Source organism: Alteromonas sp. HB246098, assembly GCF_054890645.1.
The window spans coordinates 224,646-241,215 of sequence record NZ_JBTZUG010000002.1; the positions used below are offsets into that span (position 1 = coordinate 224,646).

General features: G+C 42.3%; 12 protein-coding genes. 8 read left to right on the top strand and 4 right to left on the bottom strand.

Translation table 11 applies throughout. The annotated features are described in order from the left end of the window. Positions 1 to 248: 248 nt before the first annotated feature. Together ACYTPF_RS06880 and ACYTPF_RS06885 are read right to left on the bottom strand one after the other, a co-directional pair. The gene (locus ACYTPF_RS06880; protein ID WP_179984132.1) at positions 249 to 827 is read right to left on the bottom strand and encodes a thymidine kinase; all 579 of its coding nucleotides are present in this window, start codon (positions 825 to 827) and stop codon (positions 249 to 251) included. A 5-nt stretch (positions 828 to 832) separates the two neighbouring features. After that, positions 833 to 2,851 carry a putative bifunctional diguanylate cyclase/phosphodiesterase gene (locus ACYTPF_RS06885; protein ID WP_461851676.1) on the bottom strand — a complete coding sequence of 673 codons (2,019 nt, stop codon included), beginning with the start codon at positions 2,849 to 2,851 and terminating at the stop codon, positions 833 to 835. 490 nt (positions 2,852 to 3,341) lie between these two features. On the opposite strand from ACYTPF_RS06885, the gene ACYTPF_RS06890 reads away from it, so the two are divergent. Then, on the top strand, positions 3,342 to 5,852 hold the full coding sequence (locus ACYTPF_RS06890) for a TonB-dependent receptor (protein WP_179984130.1): 2,511 nt from the start codon (positions 3,342 to 3,344) through the stop codon (positions 5,850 to 5,852). 118 nt (positions 5,853 to 5,970) lie between these two features. Here ACYTPF_RS06890 and ACYTPF_RS06895 read toward each other — a convergent pair whose 3' ends face one another. Continuing rightward, positions 5,971 to 6,678: a hypothetical protein gene (locus ACYTPF_RS06895; RefSeq protein WP_461851677.1), complete on the bottom strand. Its 708-nt coding sequence runs from the start codon at positions 6,676 to 6,678 to the stop codon at positions 5,971 to 5,973. Between the two features lie 156 nt (positions 6,679 to 6,834). Continuing rightward, positions 6,835 to 9,084: an acyl-CoA dehydrogenase gene (locus ACYTPF_RS06900; protein WP_461851678.1), complete on the bottom strand. Its 2,250-nt coding sequence runs from the start codon at positions 9,082 to 9,084 to the stop codon at positions 6,835 to 6,837. Between the two features lie 260 nt (positions 9,085 to 9,344). On the opposite strand from ACYTPF_RS06900, the gene ACYTPF_RS06905 reads away from it, so the two are divergent. The 7 genes from ACYTPF_RS06905 to ACYTPF_RS06935 all read left to right on the top strand — a co-directional run bounded on the left by ACYTPF_RS06905 (position 9,345) and on the right by ACYTPF_RS06935 (position 16,567). Then, on the top strand, positions 9,345 to 11,639 hold the full coding sequence (locus tag ACYTPF_RS06905) for an efflux RND transporter permease subunit (RefSeq protein ID WP_461851679.1): 2,295 nt from the start codon (positions 9,345 to 9,347) through the stop codon (positions 11,637 to 11,639). Position 11,640: 1 nt separating this feature from the next. Beyond that, on the top strand, positions 11,641 to 12,435 hold the full coding sequence (locus ACYTPF_RS06910) for an outer membrane lipoprotein-sorting protein (protein ID WP_461851680.1): 795 nt from the start codon (positions 11,641 to 11,643) through the stop codon (positions 12,433 to 12,435). Continuing rightward, on the top strand, positions 12,432 to 13,616 hold the full coding sequence (locus ACYTPF_RS06915) for a hypothetical protein (RefSeq protein ID WP_461851681.1): 1,185 nt from the start codon (positions 12,432 to 12,434) through the stop codon (positions 13,614 to 13,616). Before ACYTPF_RS06910 ends, ACYTPF_RS06915 begins: the two co-directional genes overlap by 4 nt. Positions 13,617 to 13,629: 13 nt before the next feature. Then, entirely contained in the window at positions 13,630 to 14,160 is a 531-nt protein-coding gene (locus ACYTPF_RS06920) for a hypothetical protein (RefSeq protein WP_461851682.1), read from the top strand. 71 nt (positions 14,161 to 14,231) lie between these two features. Beyond that, positions 14,232 to 14,489: a DUF3081 family protein gene (locus tag ACYTPF_RS06925; protein WP_179984123.1), complete on the top strand. Its 258-nt coding sequence runs from the start codon at positions 14,232 to 14,234 to the stop codon at positions 14,487 to 14,489. A 225-nt stretch (positions 14,490 to 14,714) separates the two neighbouring features. Further along, positions 14,715 to 15,650, top strand: coding sequence for an LpxL/LpxP family Kdo(2)-lipid IV(A) lauroyl/palmitoleoyl acyltransferase (lpxL, locus tag ACYTPF_RS06930; protein WP_179984122.1), 936 nt, complete (start codon positions 14,715 to 14,717; stop codon positions 15,648 to 15,650). A 299-nt stretch (positions 15,651 to 15,949) separates the two neighbouring features. Continuing rightward, positions 15,950 to 16,567 carry a TcpQ domain-containing protein gene (locus ACYTPF_RS06935; RefSeq protein ID WP_179984121.1) on the top strand — a complete coding sequence of 206 codons (618 nt, stop codon included), beginning with the start codon at positions 15,950 to 15,952 and terminating at the stop codon, positions 16,565 to 16,567. The last annotated feature ends 3 nt before the right edge of the window (positions 16,568 to 16,570 follow it).

Below are 16,570 nucleotides of genomic sequence, written 5' to 3' on the forward strand. Positions count from 1 at the left end.
AGTTGGGGGCCTAAATGCTTGAGCGTTATAGGCAGAGGGAAGGAAATTTGTCGAAAGTTGTTAAGCCTAAGCTTAAGTGATGGATTTAAATAAACCAATGCGATTCACAAAATGCGTACTGGGGGTTAGAAAAGCAAGTCCCTTTCGGCAACTCGCTTTCTATTTTAAGAGCGTTTGTCAACTAACAGTGAAAACTGTAATGAAATGAAGGGGTAGGGGGGTATTACAAGATTGTTGATGGTTTAAGCCTAATCCCACACCAACTCTTTGAAGTGCTTTCGGCACATCGATTCGTAAGTATCGTTACCACCTATTTGAACTTGGTCACCATTTTTTACGGCATTGCCATTCTCGTCCAAACGCACAACAAAACTTGCTTTTTTACCGCAATGACAAACCGTTTTTAACTCCGACAGCTTATCCGCCCAAGCCAGTAAGTAATGACTGCCTTCAAAGGTTTCGCCTAAAAAGTCGGTTCGTAGTCCGTAAGCCAGAACGGGGACCCCTAGTTCATCAACTACGTCTACCAACTGCTTTACTTGCGCTTTCGTTAAGAATTGCGCTTCGTCAATAAATACGCAGTCGGGCTTACGTGCTTCGTAATCTTTACTTATCGACGCGTATAAGTCGTCGCCTTTGGCGTATAACTTAGCGTCGGCCTGTAAACCAATACGTGATGTTACTTTGCCAACGCCGTATCTGTCATCTAGCGCAGCTGTATAGATAATGGAATGCATCCCGCGTTCGCGGTAGTTATAGGCAGATTGAAGTAAAGAAGTAGATTTTCCTGCATTCATTGCAGAGTAATAAAAATAAAGTTGAGCCATGGTGATTAATAATTTTCGTTATACCAAGAGATTAGGTCGCCGGCGTTCATAGGTTTAGCAAAGTAAAAACCTTGCAAGTAATCAGTACCTAGTTGAGCAAGATGAAGCTTTTGCTCTTCGGTCTCAATCCCTTCTGCAATAGTCTTACAGCCAAACTCTTTTGCCATCAAAAGTGTCGCTCTTATTATGGTATCACTCTCTTCAGAGCTATTCTGTACAAAAGAACGGTCAATTTTAATAAAATCGCATGGCATTGACTGTAGGCGGTTCAATGATGAGTAGCCTGTGCCAAAATCATCAATAGAAACTTTAATTCCTCGAGCTACAAGTTCATTAACTTTTACGCTTACCACTTCTTTATCGCTAGCAAAAACACTTTCTGTGATTTCTAAATGAAGCCGCGCGGAAGAGATTTGGGTAGTCTTCAGTGCGTTGTCTACCGTTTTAAGAAAGCTATCATCAAGCAGTTGAGAGACCGACACATTAATGGATATTGCGAGGTTTTGTTTAAATTGCCAGTGCGATAGATCTATTAGTGAGCGGTTTAACACCCAAGCACCTATTTCCGGCATAAGTCCACTGCGCTCAGCAAGCGGGATAAATACCGCTGGAGAAATACTTTCATCATCACATTTCCATCTAAGCAGGGCCTCTACTGAAGAAAGAGTATTTGATGCTACATCTATAATGGGCTGATAGAAAACGGTAAATTCGCTGTTGTCGATAGCGCAGCGTAAACGTTCGCAAAGTTGTTGCTCTCGTTTAATTTCTTGGTGAAGTGCTTGGCTGAAGACACCAATAGAGCCGCGTTGTTCGCGTTTTTGATCATACATAGTTAAATCAGCTTGTTGAATCAGATCAACAGCAGTCTCACCGTGTTCGGGAAACATGGCTATGCCAATTGTTGCATCAAGAGTTACTTGGTTATCATTTGCAATGATAGGCACGGTTACACCGCTTCTCATGGCGTGAGCGACGGCTTTCGCCGTGTCGACATTCGCGTAGGGGATAACTGCAACAAACTCGTCACCTCCCCACCTACCGAGATGGTTTTCTTCTGTATAGTTGCGTAATCGGTTAGCTATTTCCGCTAGTACTATGTCTCCAATTTTATGGCCTAGGCTATCGTTCACTTGCTTAAAGCCGTCTAGGTCGATAAACAACAATGCTAATGAGTTATCAAGCGCTCGTGTAGTATCAAGTAAGTTATTCAGGTACTTTAAAAAACCGTTTCGGTTAAGTAAGTTAGTCAGTGGGTCTCTATTAGAAAGCTTGTAGAGATCAGCGGTTCGTCGTTCGACTTCAGCTTCAAGCGTAGCGTTAGAGGCATCTAGCTTTTCATTGGACGCTATAAGTAACTGATTGATTTTCTCAGTCTCGCTACGCTCTGTTTTCATTTGTTCTACAAGGCTATTATTTCTTGCTTTCAGGTGTAGCGTATTTATAAAAAACTTGTTGTAACGGAAAGCACTCGTAAAAATACCGAACCAAAAAACTAAGCCTAATACACCTAGAATAAAGAATTTGCCCTCTTCGTCTGTAACAGCACAAAGCGACATCGGAACAAGAAGAGCAGTAGAATAGAAACTCACAAGCTTTTTGTTTGGTGAAAGTACGGTTCCTGCTCCACCCGCCATAGCTGAGAGTACCACCATAGTTGCTGCAAGCTCTACGGTAGCCATGGATGAATAGAATAAAATTGAATAAAGGGCCCATATTGTTCCAGTTATGTATAAGCCCACAGAAAACCTTATTAGGGCAGGACGAGGGTTAAACAATTTGCCGGCTAAATTGGCTCGCCAATAAAGGGAGTCTAAAAGGCGGGCGATGGAAATGCTCATCATAGCAATCCATACTTGCAGCTTATGAGTGAAAATTGACGGCTCATCGTTTTCGAAGAAAAAAACGAGGCCTGAAAACGCGAATATAGTCATTAGAAGGCCGACAAAACTGTTGCCTAAAAGCATGTCGGTGGTATCTCTTTCTATTTCGACCTCAGAGATTATATCTTCATGTCTATTCAATCTTCTAAAACCTTTAGGTAGTGCCTATTGTGTGCATAAGGGGTATTACGTAAATGCGTAGTAGTCTGAGAGACTTATTAATCTAGTTTTCGTTAACGCAAAAATTACGTACAGCTACAATATAGTACGTTTTTTCGTTGATAGTTTGAATGAGACCAAAGTTCAGCGAGATAACTTGGGGACTAACTACAGAGTAATAAATTACTCCTTTAGTTTTTCGTTATCCTATTAAATTATCTTAATCGATGAAACATTTTGTTGGAAGGTTAGTGTTTAGGTACATTCTACGCATGAGTCAATGTAATGTTTTTAACATGATTGGCCCTTTAATTTACAGTTATTGGGGTAAATATTTCACAGCTTGTTTACAATGTTGTTTTTTTGTTATAGATTCTTAATCGATTAAGTTTGTTGCGTTGTTATTACCCTATTAGTTCTAGGGAAGATTCTACTTAGGTTTAACAACTCCAACACATTGCCGGAGAAAAACATGAAAAAACATCACACACTCAACGCATTGACTCTTGCCATTTGCACAGCGTTTACCGGAGCTACGGTTGCGCAAGAAACAGCAACATCTAATACAGAAGTAAAGGCTAAAGAAAAGTTTGAACAGATCGTAGTAACCGCTGCACCCGGTGGCGCCACCATGCAGGAAGCGAGTGTTTCTGTAAGCGCATTTGACGAGGAAGATATTTTAAAACTCGCTCCACGTTCAACAGCCGAAGTTTTCCGCGCACTTCCTGGTATTCGCGCTGAGTCTTCTGGTGGTGGCGGTAACGCAAACATCACTATTCGTGGTATTCCGCTAGCGACAGGCGGTTCTAAATTTCTTCAGCTTCATGAAGACGGTTTACCAGTATTAGAATATGGTGACATTAACTTTGGTAACGCGGATAACTTTCTACGTTACGACTGGTCAGTGGCGAATGTTGAAGCAGTACGTGGTGGTTCAGCATCAACGTTTGCGAGTAACTCTCCAGGCGGTGTAATCAACTTAATCAGTAACACTGGTGAAGTAGGTGGCGGCGCTATCGGTACTTCATTTGGTGTTGACTACGAAGAGTTCCGTCTAGATTTTCGCTACGGTGGCGAAATCAGCGACGACCTTTATTATCACATTGCAGGCTTTGCTCGCGGCGGTGAAGGCCCTCGTGAAACGGGCTACAACGGTGACCAAGGTGGCCAAGTTAAGTTTAATATCACTAAGATGCTGGATAACGGCCACATTCGTTTCTTCTACAAAAACTTAGATGACAAAGTGTCGACGTATCTTCCTTCACCAGTACTAGTTAAAGGTGATGGCGAATATGGCCCAGTTCCAGGCTACGATGCAAGTTCACAAGCACTGAATTCAGCTTACAACACGAATATTTCTACTTTCGACAGCTTCGGTAATCCGGAAAACCGTGATGTTCGCGACGGTATCGAGTCAAAAGTAAATTCATTTGGCATAGAAGTTGACCTTGAAGTGGCTGAGAATTTGTTCCTATTAAACAAATTCCGCATTTCTGATATCTCTGGTGGCTTTATCGCGCCATTCACTGATGGTTTTCCAACTGGCCCTGGTGATGTGTCTAATTTTGCATCTGCACTTTGTGATGGCGCAACCGACGGTGATGGCAATGCGCTAAATTGTGACAGCACAAGCGTAGTATTAGCCAACGGCCCTGGCGCAGGTGAAGTGTATACGGGGCAAGCATTCACAAACCTTCAGTTTGATACGCGTATCAACGACCTTGGCAACATGATCAACGATTTTAGCTTGCGTAAAGAATTTGATAACGGTATCGACCTAACGGTGGGTTACTACTACTCGAATCAAGATATTGCTACAAGTTGGTCAAGCTGGCAGACGTTTATTCAAACACTTGATGGTGACAACTCTCAATTGCTTACAATTACTGATGCGGATGGTGTTGAACTAGTCTCTGATGGTTTACTATCGGCAAGCTTCCTTTCTTGGGAATGGGATCTTAACTACGTAACAAAAGCCCCTTATATGAACCTTGGTTTCGAACTATCGGACAACATTCTTATCGATGCGTCGGTACGTCACGATACCACTGAAGCTTCAGGTGAACTTATTAGCTCTTGTTGTGGTGGTAACGCAGATTTTGATCTGAACGGTAACGGTGTTATTGAGCAAATTGAAGATGCGTCTGCTACTAACAGTGGTTTCATCAGCGGTGGTGTGATTAACCTAAACCGCGCAGGTGCGGCTTCTCAAATCGTAGATTACAGTGCGAACAACACGTCTTACTCTATTGGTGGCTCTTACCTTCTAAACGACAGCCAAACTTTCTTCGCTCGCTACTCAAAAGGCGGCCGAGCGATTGCTGACCGTTTACTTCAGATTGGCGGTACACTAAACGCGGACGGTAGCCTAACAAGCACTACGTCAGGCTACGATACGACCAAGCAATTCGAAATTGGCTATAAGTACGGCACAAAAGACCTAATGGTTAACGCTACCTTGTTTGATACTGTTACTGAAGATACGCAAGCTGAAGTGACAAGCGGTTTGACCTTCATGCGTGAGTACGAAGCAACTGGTCTTGAGTTGGAAGGGCGTTGGAACGCAACGGACAACTTCATTGTTTCAGGTAACTTAACATGGACTGATGCTGAGATTAGCGACGATGTTAACAATCCGGCATTAGAGGGTAACACGCCTCGCCGTCAGGCAGACTGGATTTGGACGATTACGCCTGAGTACGTTACTGACACCTGGTCTGTGGGTGCTTCATTGCAAGGCTCGACTGAGTACTATGTTCAAGATAACAACGATCTTAAGCAAGAGGGTTATAATTTAGTCAACTTATTTGCGACTTATTGGGTTAACGATCAGTTCTCCGTATCGCTAAATGTGAACAACGCAACGGACGAATTTATCATTACAGAGTCTGAAGAGGGCTCAGCTGAGGTGGGCAGTTACGTGCGAGCCCGTCCTCTAAATGGTCGTACTACCGTGCTTTCACTTAAATATATGTTTGACTAAAATGAGGTTGTTTAACGCCTAAAAAGGTTAGATTTTATCTAAGCGAGATATATAGTGCGTTAAATATCAAAGTCTTTCAAACGCCCACTTCATACTGACGTGGGCGTTTTTATTTGTGTCATGTGTTATTACTTTTTTCCAGCGAAAGCTGCTTAGCTATGGCGGCGGAAAGACGTTCTAGCAAATGGGAGTGTTTTTTGTGAATAACATGGACTAGCTCATGTTCTACGAGTGAGATGTATTTTATCCCTGATTGCTCAAAAATGGCTTTTTCTGAATAGTCACTCGGTAAAATGGCGTAATCAAATCTGCCATTTAACAATAAACTGATGACGTGGTTATAATCGTCAAATTCAAAGATATTAGCGCTAAGTTCATCTGGGTTTACGTGCATATTGAAGAAAAAACGTGTGGTAACGGCTATTGCTTTATCTGGGTTTTGAATAACGTTTTTATCGCACTGTGCGCCTCTAATACACAGTAAAAATGATGCTCCATGGGATAGGGCAGGTGGGACGATTATAATATTATTGTCAGGTTGTGAGACCACATCGTAACGAATTACATCTGCATCTGTCATTCCTTTGTTTAACAATCGAAGCCCTCGCTCACCACCAACTTTTTCAAATGTTACTTCTATTCCAATATCTCGATAAGCTCGTTGTATCAGGGGTTTATAGAAACTAGTCACTCGAGGGTGGTTGAGTTCGCCTACGATGAAATTTTGTCCATTATCATGAGCTAAGGTAAAAAACGGCAAAGAAAACGATAAAACTAAAAAGAGAGAGGAAACGCTTTTATTTATTAAAACTAGCGCCTTTATCACAGCACAGATCCTTTCGTTAAGAGATGAGATTAACTAAAGGATAGAGCACGAATTAAACAATAGAAAGGGAGCGAGCCTCAGATTTGAGTGCATAAAAAAGCCCTGCCACCAGAAAAGTGACAGGGCTTTGTGTCAATGTAACTGCATGATTACTTTTTACGCAGCGTTTTGACCGCCATCAATTGCTTTAAGCGTTTGTGACGCTGGAACAAGTTCCATATCGAACGTGTACTCGTCTACACGTACTGCTAGCTTGCGCTTTTCGTTATAGTCGTGAAGCTTAGCTGCTTCATCAGCAGTTACCACACCTTTTTCCTGTAGCTTATTCAGTGCATGTTCAAAAGAAATGAACGGCACTACAGGCTCTTTGCGAAGTGCTTTTTGCACTTTACCAAGAAGATGCGCTACTGCGTGCTTCGCTTTAAACGCTTGCTCGTTAATGTCGTTGCCGTCTCCCGGCGTAACGCGAACAAGGTGAGTAAGCTGATCTTTCACGCTGTTATCCTGCATAGACGCGATTGAAAGCTCACGCACTAGGTCATCGCTAATACCTGCTACACTGTTGGTGTAGGTGTTGGTAAGAAGACGCATTAGACCGCGTGTTGCTGTGTTCGGGAAATTGTTGATGAAGTTAACAATTGCCTGATCAGCTTGTTGTAAAGACCACTGCATAGCGTACTCAAAGTACGGAAGTGCAAGCTTTCTGTCTTCAATGCGCTGCTCGTAAAAACGAATTGCTGCCATTGCGCCGTACAAGTAGCTCATTACATCACCCAGACGTGCCGATAGAAGCTCAGCTTTCTTAAGGTCACCGCCTAGTACTGCTAGCGATAAATCAGCAAGTGGCGCTAGTTTTGCAGAGATGCTGTTTACACGCTTCTCGTACTTACGAACTTCTGGCAACGCCGACTCGCTTTCACGTAGGAAAGGAAGGTAGCCTTTACCTAAGCTGCGGAACGCATTTTTAACGCTGAAGCCAACAGTTTTGCGAAGTACTTTGTTAAACTCTGCATCCGCTGAACTGTCGTTACTGTGGATCAGGTCAACCATGTCTTTAAGGTAAGGGTGACAACGCATTGCACCTTGACCAAAGATCATCAGGTTACGAGTCAGAATGTTCGCGCCCTCTACCGTAATTGCGATAGGAAGTGCAGCATAACCGCCCGCTAATGTATTTTGAGGACCACGTTGAATCGCTTTACCCGCTTGGATATCCATAGCAGAGTTCATCACGTCACGGCCTAGCTCAGTCATGTGGTACTTAGCAATTGCCGTTACTACCGATGGCTTAACGCCTAGACCAAGACCTTCTGTGGTTAATACACGCATCGCTTCAAGTAAGAATGTCTTACCTGCGATGTCTGCCATTTTTTCCTGAATACCTTCAAAACGACCAATTGGAAGACCAAACTGCTCACGCACGAATGAATACTCAACAGTGCCTTTAAATGCAGATTGTGCTGTAGCCACACCCATTGCCGGAAGTGAAATACCGCGACCAGCCCCAAGGCAGCTCACTAGCATCTGCCAGCCACGACCAATGTTCTTTTGACCGCCAATGATGAAGTCCATAGGAATGAACACGTCTTGACCACGAGTCGTACCGTTATAGAAACGCACGCCCATAGGGTCATGGCGGTTACCTAGCTCAACACCTGGGTGCGACTTAGGAAGAAGGGCACAAGTAATGCCTAGTTCTAATTTGTCGCCAAGTAGTTGGTCTGGATCAAATACTTTAAATGCCAGACCAAGTACAGTCGCAATTGGCGCAAGCGTAATATAGCGCTTATCCCAGCTTACACGAAGACCAAGAACTTCTTCGCCATTGTATTCGCCTTTAGTAACGATAGCCGCGTCTGGAATAGCACCTGCGTCTGAACCTGCTTCTGGGCTAGTAAGCGCGAAGCATGGAATATCGCGACCATCTGCAAGGCGAGGTAGCCAATAGTCTTGCTGCTCGTTTGTACCGTAATGCATTAGAAGCTCACCCGGGCCTAACGAGTTAGGTACCATCACAGTTACCGCAATTGCACCGCTTTTCGCAGCAATTGTTGCAACGATAGTCGAGTTTGCATAAGGACTGAATTCAAGACCACCAAATTTCTTTGGAATGATCATAGAGAAGAAACGGTTTTTACCAAGGAAGTCTAAAACTTCTTGAGGGATGTGCTTACCGTTACCAAGCTCGAAATCATCGATCATATTAAGTAATTCAGCTACTGGACCATCCATGAATGCTTGTTCATCCGCACTCAGTTTTGCCTGAGGGATATCACGCAATGCCTGCATGTCAGGCTTACCCTGATAAATAGAGGATTCAATCCATACGTCACCCGCGTCTAGGGCTTCTTGTTCTGTGACTGAAATTGGGGGTAATACTTTTTTTAAGCTAGTTCTGATACTCATAATAACTCATCCGCTCATCTGACCAGTTGTTTTAGTTAATACTACACCTTATTCACAAAAGATCAAAAAAATTCGCTAATCTAAACGTTAATTAGTGTTAATGTTGCCGTTAATCAGGGACTTATCAGAAAAACCGCTACATATTGCATCAAAAAACTATACGTAAGTGCGGTTATTTTTAATGATTAAATTTTTGTGTGGGTTATGTTAATTGCTGTTTTCAATGTAAAATTTCGTTATACAAAACCAAGGATACTGTGATGAGTCACACACCTAGCAGCGCGCCAGTAGCAATAAGATTCCCTGTCATAACGCTAATTTTAGTCCTAGCGTTCACAGCCATTTCTCTTATCGGAGCTCAAAACTTATATTTCCGTGGGGACTATAAGGTATTTTTCGAATCTGATGATCCACAACGGCTAGCATTTGAAGAAATGCAGAACATTTTCAATAAAAGCGAAAATGTTGCATTTATGGTTGTGCCTAGCGACGGTCAAGTACTGAAGCCGTCCACGCTTACGCTAGTAAACGAATTAACAGAAGCCGCATGGCAACTACCTTTGTCTACAAGGGTTGAATCTATATCTAATTATCAAAATACCTTCGATGACGATGGCGATTTAATTGTTGAAGATTTAATTACTGCAGAGAAGCTCTCTAAAGAAGGTATTGCGAACATCGCTCAAGTACTTTCTCGTAGTCCAGAAGTCTACGGTCGACTCATATCAAGAACAACAGATGTTACCGTTATCGATACGACAATTCAGTTACCTGATGGCGATCAAACCCAGCAAGTAATTGAAATAGCCGAAGCTGCAAAACAAATAAAATCTCACTTTGAGAGTAAATATCCCGACCATGACATTTACTTAAATGGCATGGTGATAATGAACGATGCGTTCGCCGTGGCTGCACAGCAAGATGCCGAAACATTAATACCCTTAATGTTTTTGTTGATTTTTATCGCGATTGCTTTGATCGTAAAGTCAATTTGGGCCGCAGTATTCACATTAGTGGTAGTGATTTTTTCTGTAGCGATTACTGTAGGTCTGACAGGCTGGCTTGGAGTTTATTTAAGTACTGCCACTGTAAATGCGCCGACTATGATCACAACACTTGCTGTTGCAGACTGTATTCATATTATAGTAGGAGTGAAGTACTACCTAAACCAAGGGTTGGCTAATAAAGATGCAATTAAAAAGAGTATTGAGGTAAATAAGAAGCCTATTTTCATTACCAGTATAACTACTGCTATAGGGTTTGTTATGCTAAATTTCTCTGCTGTACCTGTTCTCTCTCACTTAGGTAACATGACAGCGGTTGGTGTAATGCTGGCTTGTGTCTTTTCACTCACGGTATTACCGTCACTTCTAACCCTGCGACCTCTCAAGCCGTCTGTTTCGGTAAATAATTCAGTATTCTCGAAGTGGGCAACCTTAGTTAATCGGCACCATCGCATATTGCTGCCTATTTCGTTCCTCGTCATTGTGGCAATAAGCCTGTTTGCTACAAATAATGTATTAAACGATGTTGCGGTTAAATATTTCGATGAACGTAGTGCGTTTAGGCAAGCTGTAGAAGTAAACGAAGATAAGCTTGGTGGAATGTCAAATATTGACTTCGTAATTTACACGGACCAATCATACGGTGTCACAGACCCTGTCTTTTTAGCGCAGATAGAGGAGTTTTCTAAATGGTTACGGGCGCGAAGTGAAGTTAACCACGTTTTAACTTTTACCGATACGCTTAAACGCTTGAATCGAAACATGAATGGCGATGACCAAAGCTTTAATGTAATACCTGCCGACGGCGAGCTCGCATCCCAGTATTTATTATTATATGAAATGTCTCTGCCATTTGGGTTAGACCTTGGTAACCAAATTGATATAGATAAGTCAGCACTTCGAATAATTGCACTTACTAAAAACTTGGGAAGTCGCGATATAACGAGGCTTGAGAGAGAGGCAAAAGATTATTTTGCGAGTCTGTCGGACGATTATAGAATTGAAGCGGCAAGCCCACCGTTGATGTTTGCCCACATCGGTGAGCGAAATATGAAAAACATGGTGTGGGGAAGTGTTTTCGCACTTGTCTTAATTTCCATACTCATTTTATTTGCTTTGAGGTCGATAAAGCTTGGTGGCATAAGTTTAATTACAAACCTACTGCCTGCCGCGATAGGATTTGGAGTATGGGGAATTATCTCAGGTGAAATAAATATGGCACTCTCTGTCGTTATAAGTATGACGATGGGAATAATAGTTGATGATACCGTTCACTTTTTGACGAAATATCAGACCGCTAGAGAGCAAGGTTTAAACGCAAAAGAAAGTGTCGTTTATGCCTTTGAAACTGTCGGAATGGCTTTAACGACGACTACAATTGTCCTTACCTTAGGGTTTGCCGTGTTAGCATCATCAAGCTTTGTCTTAAATGCACATATGGGTATGCTGACAATCATTATTATCGTAGCCGCATTAATTGTTGATTTTATCTTCCTGCCTGCGTTGCTTGCATGGCTAGAGGACACTAGAACGGCCCAGAAGGAGTCTTAATATGAATTTTCTCTCGCGAATAGTGTTGATTGCAACATTAGGTTGTACCGCTAGCTACGGTTTAGCTTCAGAGGTAAAGGGTGATGAAAAGGCCATCGCTATAGCTAAAGAGCGCAAGGCCAGGGATACTGGTTGGGGCGCTAACGAGGCAAAAGTTCTGATGCTTTTGAAAAACTCGCAGGGAAAAGAAGCGACGAGAAAACTTGAAGTTAAGTCTCTGGAAGTAAAAGATGACGGAGATAAAGCACTTACCGTTTTTGAGTCTCCTAGAGATGTAAAGGGCACTGCATTTTTAAGTTTCTCGCATGCGCTTGAAGCTGATGAACAATGGATATTCTTGCCAGCGTTGAAGCGTGTAAAGCGTATATCATCGCAAAGCAAAAGCGGCCCTTTCGTAGGTAGTGAGTTTGCCTTTGAAGATATGACATCGTACGAAGTGGAAAAGTTTTCGTACACATTCTTGGGAGAAGAAGAAATAAACGGGGAGGCCTGTTTCGTTTTGAAGCAGGTTCCAGAATATGATTTCTCAGGATACTCTTATCAAAAAGTTTGGATAGATAAATCACATTATCGTGTTCAGAAAGTTGAGTTTTTTGACCGTAAAGAGTCGTTGTTAAAAACGCTTTATTTGTCTGATTACAAACAATACAAAAACAAATTTTGGCGTCCTATGAAAAGCTTGATGCGAAATGTACAAACTAAAAAGTCGACGTCTTTGATTACCGAAGAATTAACGTTCGACACAGATTTACAAGAAAGTGACTTCGACAAAAACAGATTAAAGAGAGTTCGATGATTAGAAAAGCGGTTGCACTGTCACTAATTATTAACTTTACCCCTTTCGCCAATTCTGCAGAATTCACCGGCTCTGCAGGCCTTGATTTGCGTTATTATTTGCAGGATTCGTTGTATCCGCAGCAAGAGCGTACGTATGCTTCAGCGTATCTTTCTCCCGAAATCTATGCTGAGTTCAACGATGGCCAAGATACGCTAATTTTCAATCCTTTTTATCGTGTGGATGAGCACGATAGTGAACGCACCCATGGCGATATTAGAGAATTGCAGTGGGCGCATTACAGAGATACTTGGGAAACTAAGATTGGCATAGGTAAGGTGTTTTGGGGGCAAACTGAATCTGTGCACCTCGTGGACATTATCAACCAAACTGATTCGGTAGAGTCTGTAGATGGTGAAGCCAAGTTAGGCCAACCTATGGTGAACGTTTCATATTTTACAGAATATGGGAATTTTTCAGTTTTCGTATTGCCCTATTTCCGCGAGCGAACGTTTCAAGGTACTGAGGGAAGGCTTCGCCCGCCATTGGCGATTTCAGATGCTATTTACGAATCAGCAAGTGAAGAGAGTAACCTTGATTACGCGCTTAGGTGGCAATCTTCGATTGATGACTGGGAAGTAGGGCTTTCGTATTTTTCCGGTACCACAAGAGAGCCTGAACTAATTACACAAGTTTCCGATTTAGGGATACTGTCTATAAACCCATATTACGCTCAGATAGAACAAGTAGGTTTAGATTTACTTAAGGTTAGCGGAGCATGGCTGCTCAAAATGGAAAGTATTTATAGACAGGGGCAGTCTGAAGACTTTGCGGCACTGGTTGCTGGGTTCGAGTATACTCAGGAAGGTGTATTTGGCAGCAGGTATGGTCTTGGTTATTTAGCTGAGTATCAATATGATGAGCGGGACGATAACTTCTTTGCTATAGCTCAGAATGATGTAATGCTTGGTTTGCGGATTATGGCTAACGATATTGCCGGTAGTGAAATACTTGTGGGGTTTGTAAAAGACTTAGATGCTACGTCAACGTACTCTGCCTATATCGAAGCAAGTAGTAGATTGTCAGCGAACTGGCGATGGTCGTTAGATGGGTATTTTTTCTCATCTGATGACCAAGATGACCCCTTCTTTTTCTTAAGAAGAGATGACCATATAGAATTTTCACTAGAGTACTATTTTTGAGGGAAAAAAATAGATGAATCGGTTTTTATGGATGCTTGGTGCGATGGCGCTTGGAGTTTCTCAAGCGAATGCTGCACCTAAAACTTATGGATTAGCTACGGTAGCTTATAACGACTTCGAAGCGTCAACCACAAGCGACAGCGAATTTGCTTATAGCCTTGCCTTCGGTAAACAAATACATAGGCAATGGTACGCGGAAGCTGGTTATATCAGTCTTTTTGACTATGAAAAAAATGAGAATGACAATAAGGGCGATGCCCTCTATCTTGCTCTCTTAGGTAAGGCGAGTGGGGGTACAGGGGAGTTATTCTACAAACTAGGTATTGCTAAAGTAGATGTGGATCTTTCTTCAGAGTGTTCTGACGCTGGGGTTGTTACGCAATGCCGAGCTTCTAAAAGCATTGCAGCTGGAATCGCTGGTTTAGGGTTTGACTATTATGTCGGCCTTAGCTCTATGATTCGCTTAGAATATGTTCATATGACGGGTGAAGACAGCTTTTCTACAAATATGGTTAACGTCGGTTTCAGATATAACTTCAATTGATCTTTAGTATTTTAAATCCAAAAGCCGCTTGTTGATGTAAAAGTAAGTAAATTCACAACTATGGATTTACAATGAAAAACGAATTAGACAGCAAGTTCTTACTTCAAGTTTTCGATAAGATTCGCCAACATGGTGCAAAAGAAAACGAACAGTATAAGCTTAAAGGGATAACTGCTTTTACTGACCATGACGGGTATACGCTGTACATTGAAGACGTGAATGTGAAGCTCCAGTTTGGTTTTCATAATCAGTATCACTTTGATTATGATTCAAAAGATCAGTACGAATCTTTTGAGAAGAAACTAAAGGAAATTGATAAAGAGTTTTGAGTAACGGCTCCTTTCATTTTTGCTACAGCAAGCTAAAACAGACAATTGTGTAAACGCATAGGCTAGGTGGTGATATTTAGCGAATAATTTAATCCTGTCACTGCCTGCCTTACGTCTGTTTTGTTCCCTTTTATCCCAATCATTCTGTTGGTTAACTGGCCCAATTAGCCCCGCTAAAAACCTTCTGCTACAATGCCGCCCACTTCACTTAATAGGAAATATACATTGGCGGCGGCAATTAAAGCTCCTAAGTTTAAATTGGCATTTCTTGGCCCTAAGTTCTGGCCCGTTTGGTTGGGCGTTTTTATTCTATATGCTATTACTTGGCTACCATTACCTGTTATCCGCACTATTGGGGGCGGCACAGGAAAGCTGATTGCTCTTGTTGTGCCTAAACGAGCGAAAGTTGCAAAACGAAATTTACAACTTTGGAACCCGTCGTTGTCTGAAAGTGAAATTGAAGCACTTTATAAAGAAAACATACGTAGAACAGGTATGGCACTGTTCGAAACCGCCATGGGGTGGTGGTGGCCTGACTGGCGGGTCAAACGCGCTATTGAAATAGAGGGCACTGAACATGTGGAAGCTGCCCTTGCTGAAGGCAAAGGCGTTTTTGGTATGGCGCTACATAATATGAACTTAGAGTTTGCGTGTCGTGGCATAGGTTTTTACCACCCTAGTATTGCCTTTTACAGAAAGCACAACAACCCGTTAGTCGATTATCTTCAGTATCACGGGCGCAACCGCTCCAATAAATACATGATTGATAAACGAAATGCTAAGGCGCTTATTGCAGCACTTGATGATAAAGAGTTATGCCTGTATCTGCCCGACCAAGATTACGGCCCTAGGCAGAGCATTTTTGTGCCATTTGGTGGCGTAAAAGAAACGGCTACAACAACGGCGACGCTTATGTTTATAAGGCGCACAAACTCTGAACCTATGATCATAACGTCTCAATACACCAAACGCGGCTATAAGATAAAAATATACCCACCACTTTCTGAACTTGGTGCAATGGAAGATGCAGAGGCTTTAACTCTTTTAAATCAACACGTTGATAGCGCAGTGAAGGAGCAACCAGAGAGCTATTTATGGATGCACAAGCGTTTCAAAACACGCCCTGAGAATAATCCAGAATCTCTCTATAAGTCATTGTAAGCGCTAAACTGAAAGCCAATTTAACGAAAAAAGTACGCACAGTGGTTGAGCATAATTATAGCGTGAGATTTGACAACATTTGGCAGAGTGTTGAGTTTTGTAACCTGGCAATAGGTGACTAAAGTGCATAACCATTGCTTATATCGTGATTGACCGCAACCTGTTTGCTCTTACAAAAATAGATAAATAGGATAAAGGCGTATTAGAGCCGATTCGTCTAATATAAACAAATCGGGTTGGTTCGAGCTGCGTTAAAAACGCTTCGAACTTGTTTAAGTGTATTTACAGATTGGTAGGTTATGGGACAGACGAGTTATTCAAGCTCTTCATTTTGGGCAAAGCAGATAGGTATTGCGGTAGTGCTTGTTATTGCCGCAGGCGTACTGATTTATATGCTACAGACACACGAACAGTCACCTACACCTGCATCACAAAAAGAAGAGAAATCTGTTTCAAAGGGCCTTAGCGAGTTTTACCGTGACTTTCGTATGTCTTCAACTGACCCATTAGAGGATGAACAGGGTGATTTCGTGCTTGATATTGCCGGAGTAGATCCTAACCTAGACAGCAAGTTAGCAAATATGTCCAGTCAAACGCGTCCGGTTGACAAGAACTGGACTGGCGAACACAAATACCGAACCTTCAAAGAAGGCAACACGCTTCGCGAGGCTATTTCACAATATGCTCAAGCGGAAGGGATGCAGTTAATTTGGAATTTGGAACAAGACTTTGTTATTAAGCATCAATTTCAATTAGACAACACAGTTGCCGGTTCTTTAGCTAAAATAGCAAGCGCCATCGACAGTAGTTTCGAAGGCGAAGTTCAAGCTTATCTATGTGCAGAGCAGCGCTCTTTAGTTGTTACAGCTCAAGAGACCGATTTTCTAAAAAATCAATGTCGCCGGGTTCGCGGGTAGCTC

Coding starts and splice junctions, on each gene's coding strand:
- ACYTPF_RS06905 (WP_461851679.1), top strand. CDS start 9,345: ATGAGTCACACACCTAGCAGCGCGCCAGTAGCAATAAGATTCCCTGTC.
- ACYTPF_RS06910 (WP_461851680.1), top strand. CDS start 11,641: ATGAATTTTCTCTCGCGAATAGTGTTGATTGCAACATTAGGTTGTACC.
- ACYTPF_RS06935 (WP_179984121.1), top strand. CDS start 15,950: ATGGGACAGACGAGTTATTCAAGCTCTTCATTTTGGGCAAAGCAGATA.
- ACYTPF_RS06880 (WP_179984132.1), bottom strand. CDS start 827: ATGGCTCAACTTTATTTTTATTACTCTGCAATGAATGCAGGAAAATCT.
- ACYTPF_RS06890 (WP_179984130.1), top strand. CDS start 3,342: ATGAAAAAACATCACACACTCAACGCATTGACTCTTGCCATTTGCACA.
- ACYTPF_RS06925 (WP_179984123.1), top strand. CDS start 14,232: ATGAAAAACGAATTAGACAGCAAGTTCTTACTTCAAGTTTTCGATAAG.
- ACYTPF_RS06915 (WP_461851681.1), top strand. CDS start 12,432: ATGATTAGAAAAGCGGTTGCACTGTCACTAATTATTAACTTTACCCCT.
- ACYTPF_RS06900 (WP_461851678.1), bottom strand. CDS start 9,084: ATGAGTATCAGAACTAGCTTAAAAAAAGTATTACCCCCAATTTCAGTC.
- ACYTPF_RS06920 (WP_461851682.1), top strand. CDS start 13,630: ATGAATCGGTTTTTATGGATGCTTGGTGCGATGGCGCTTGGAGTTTCT.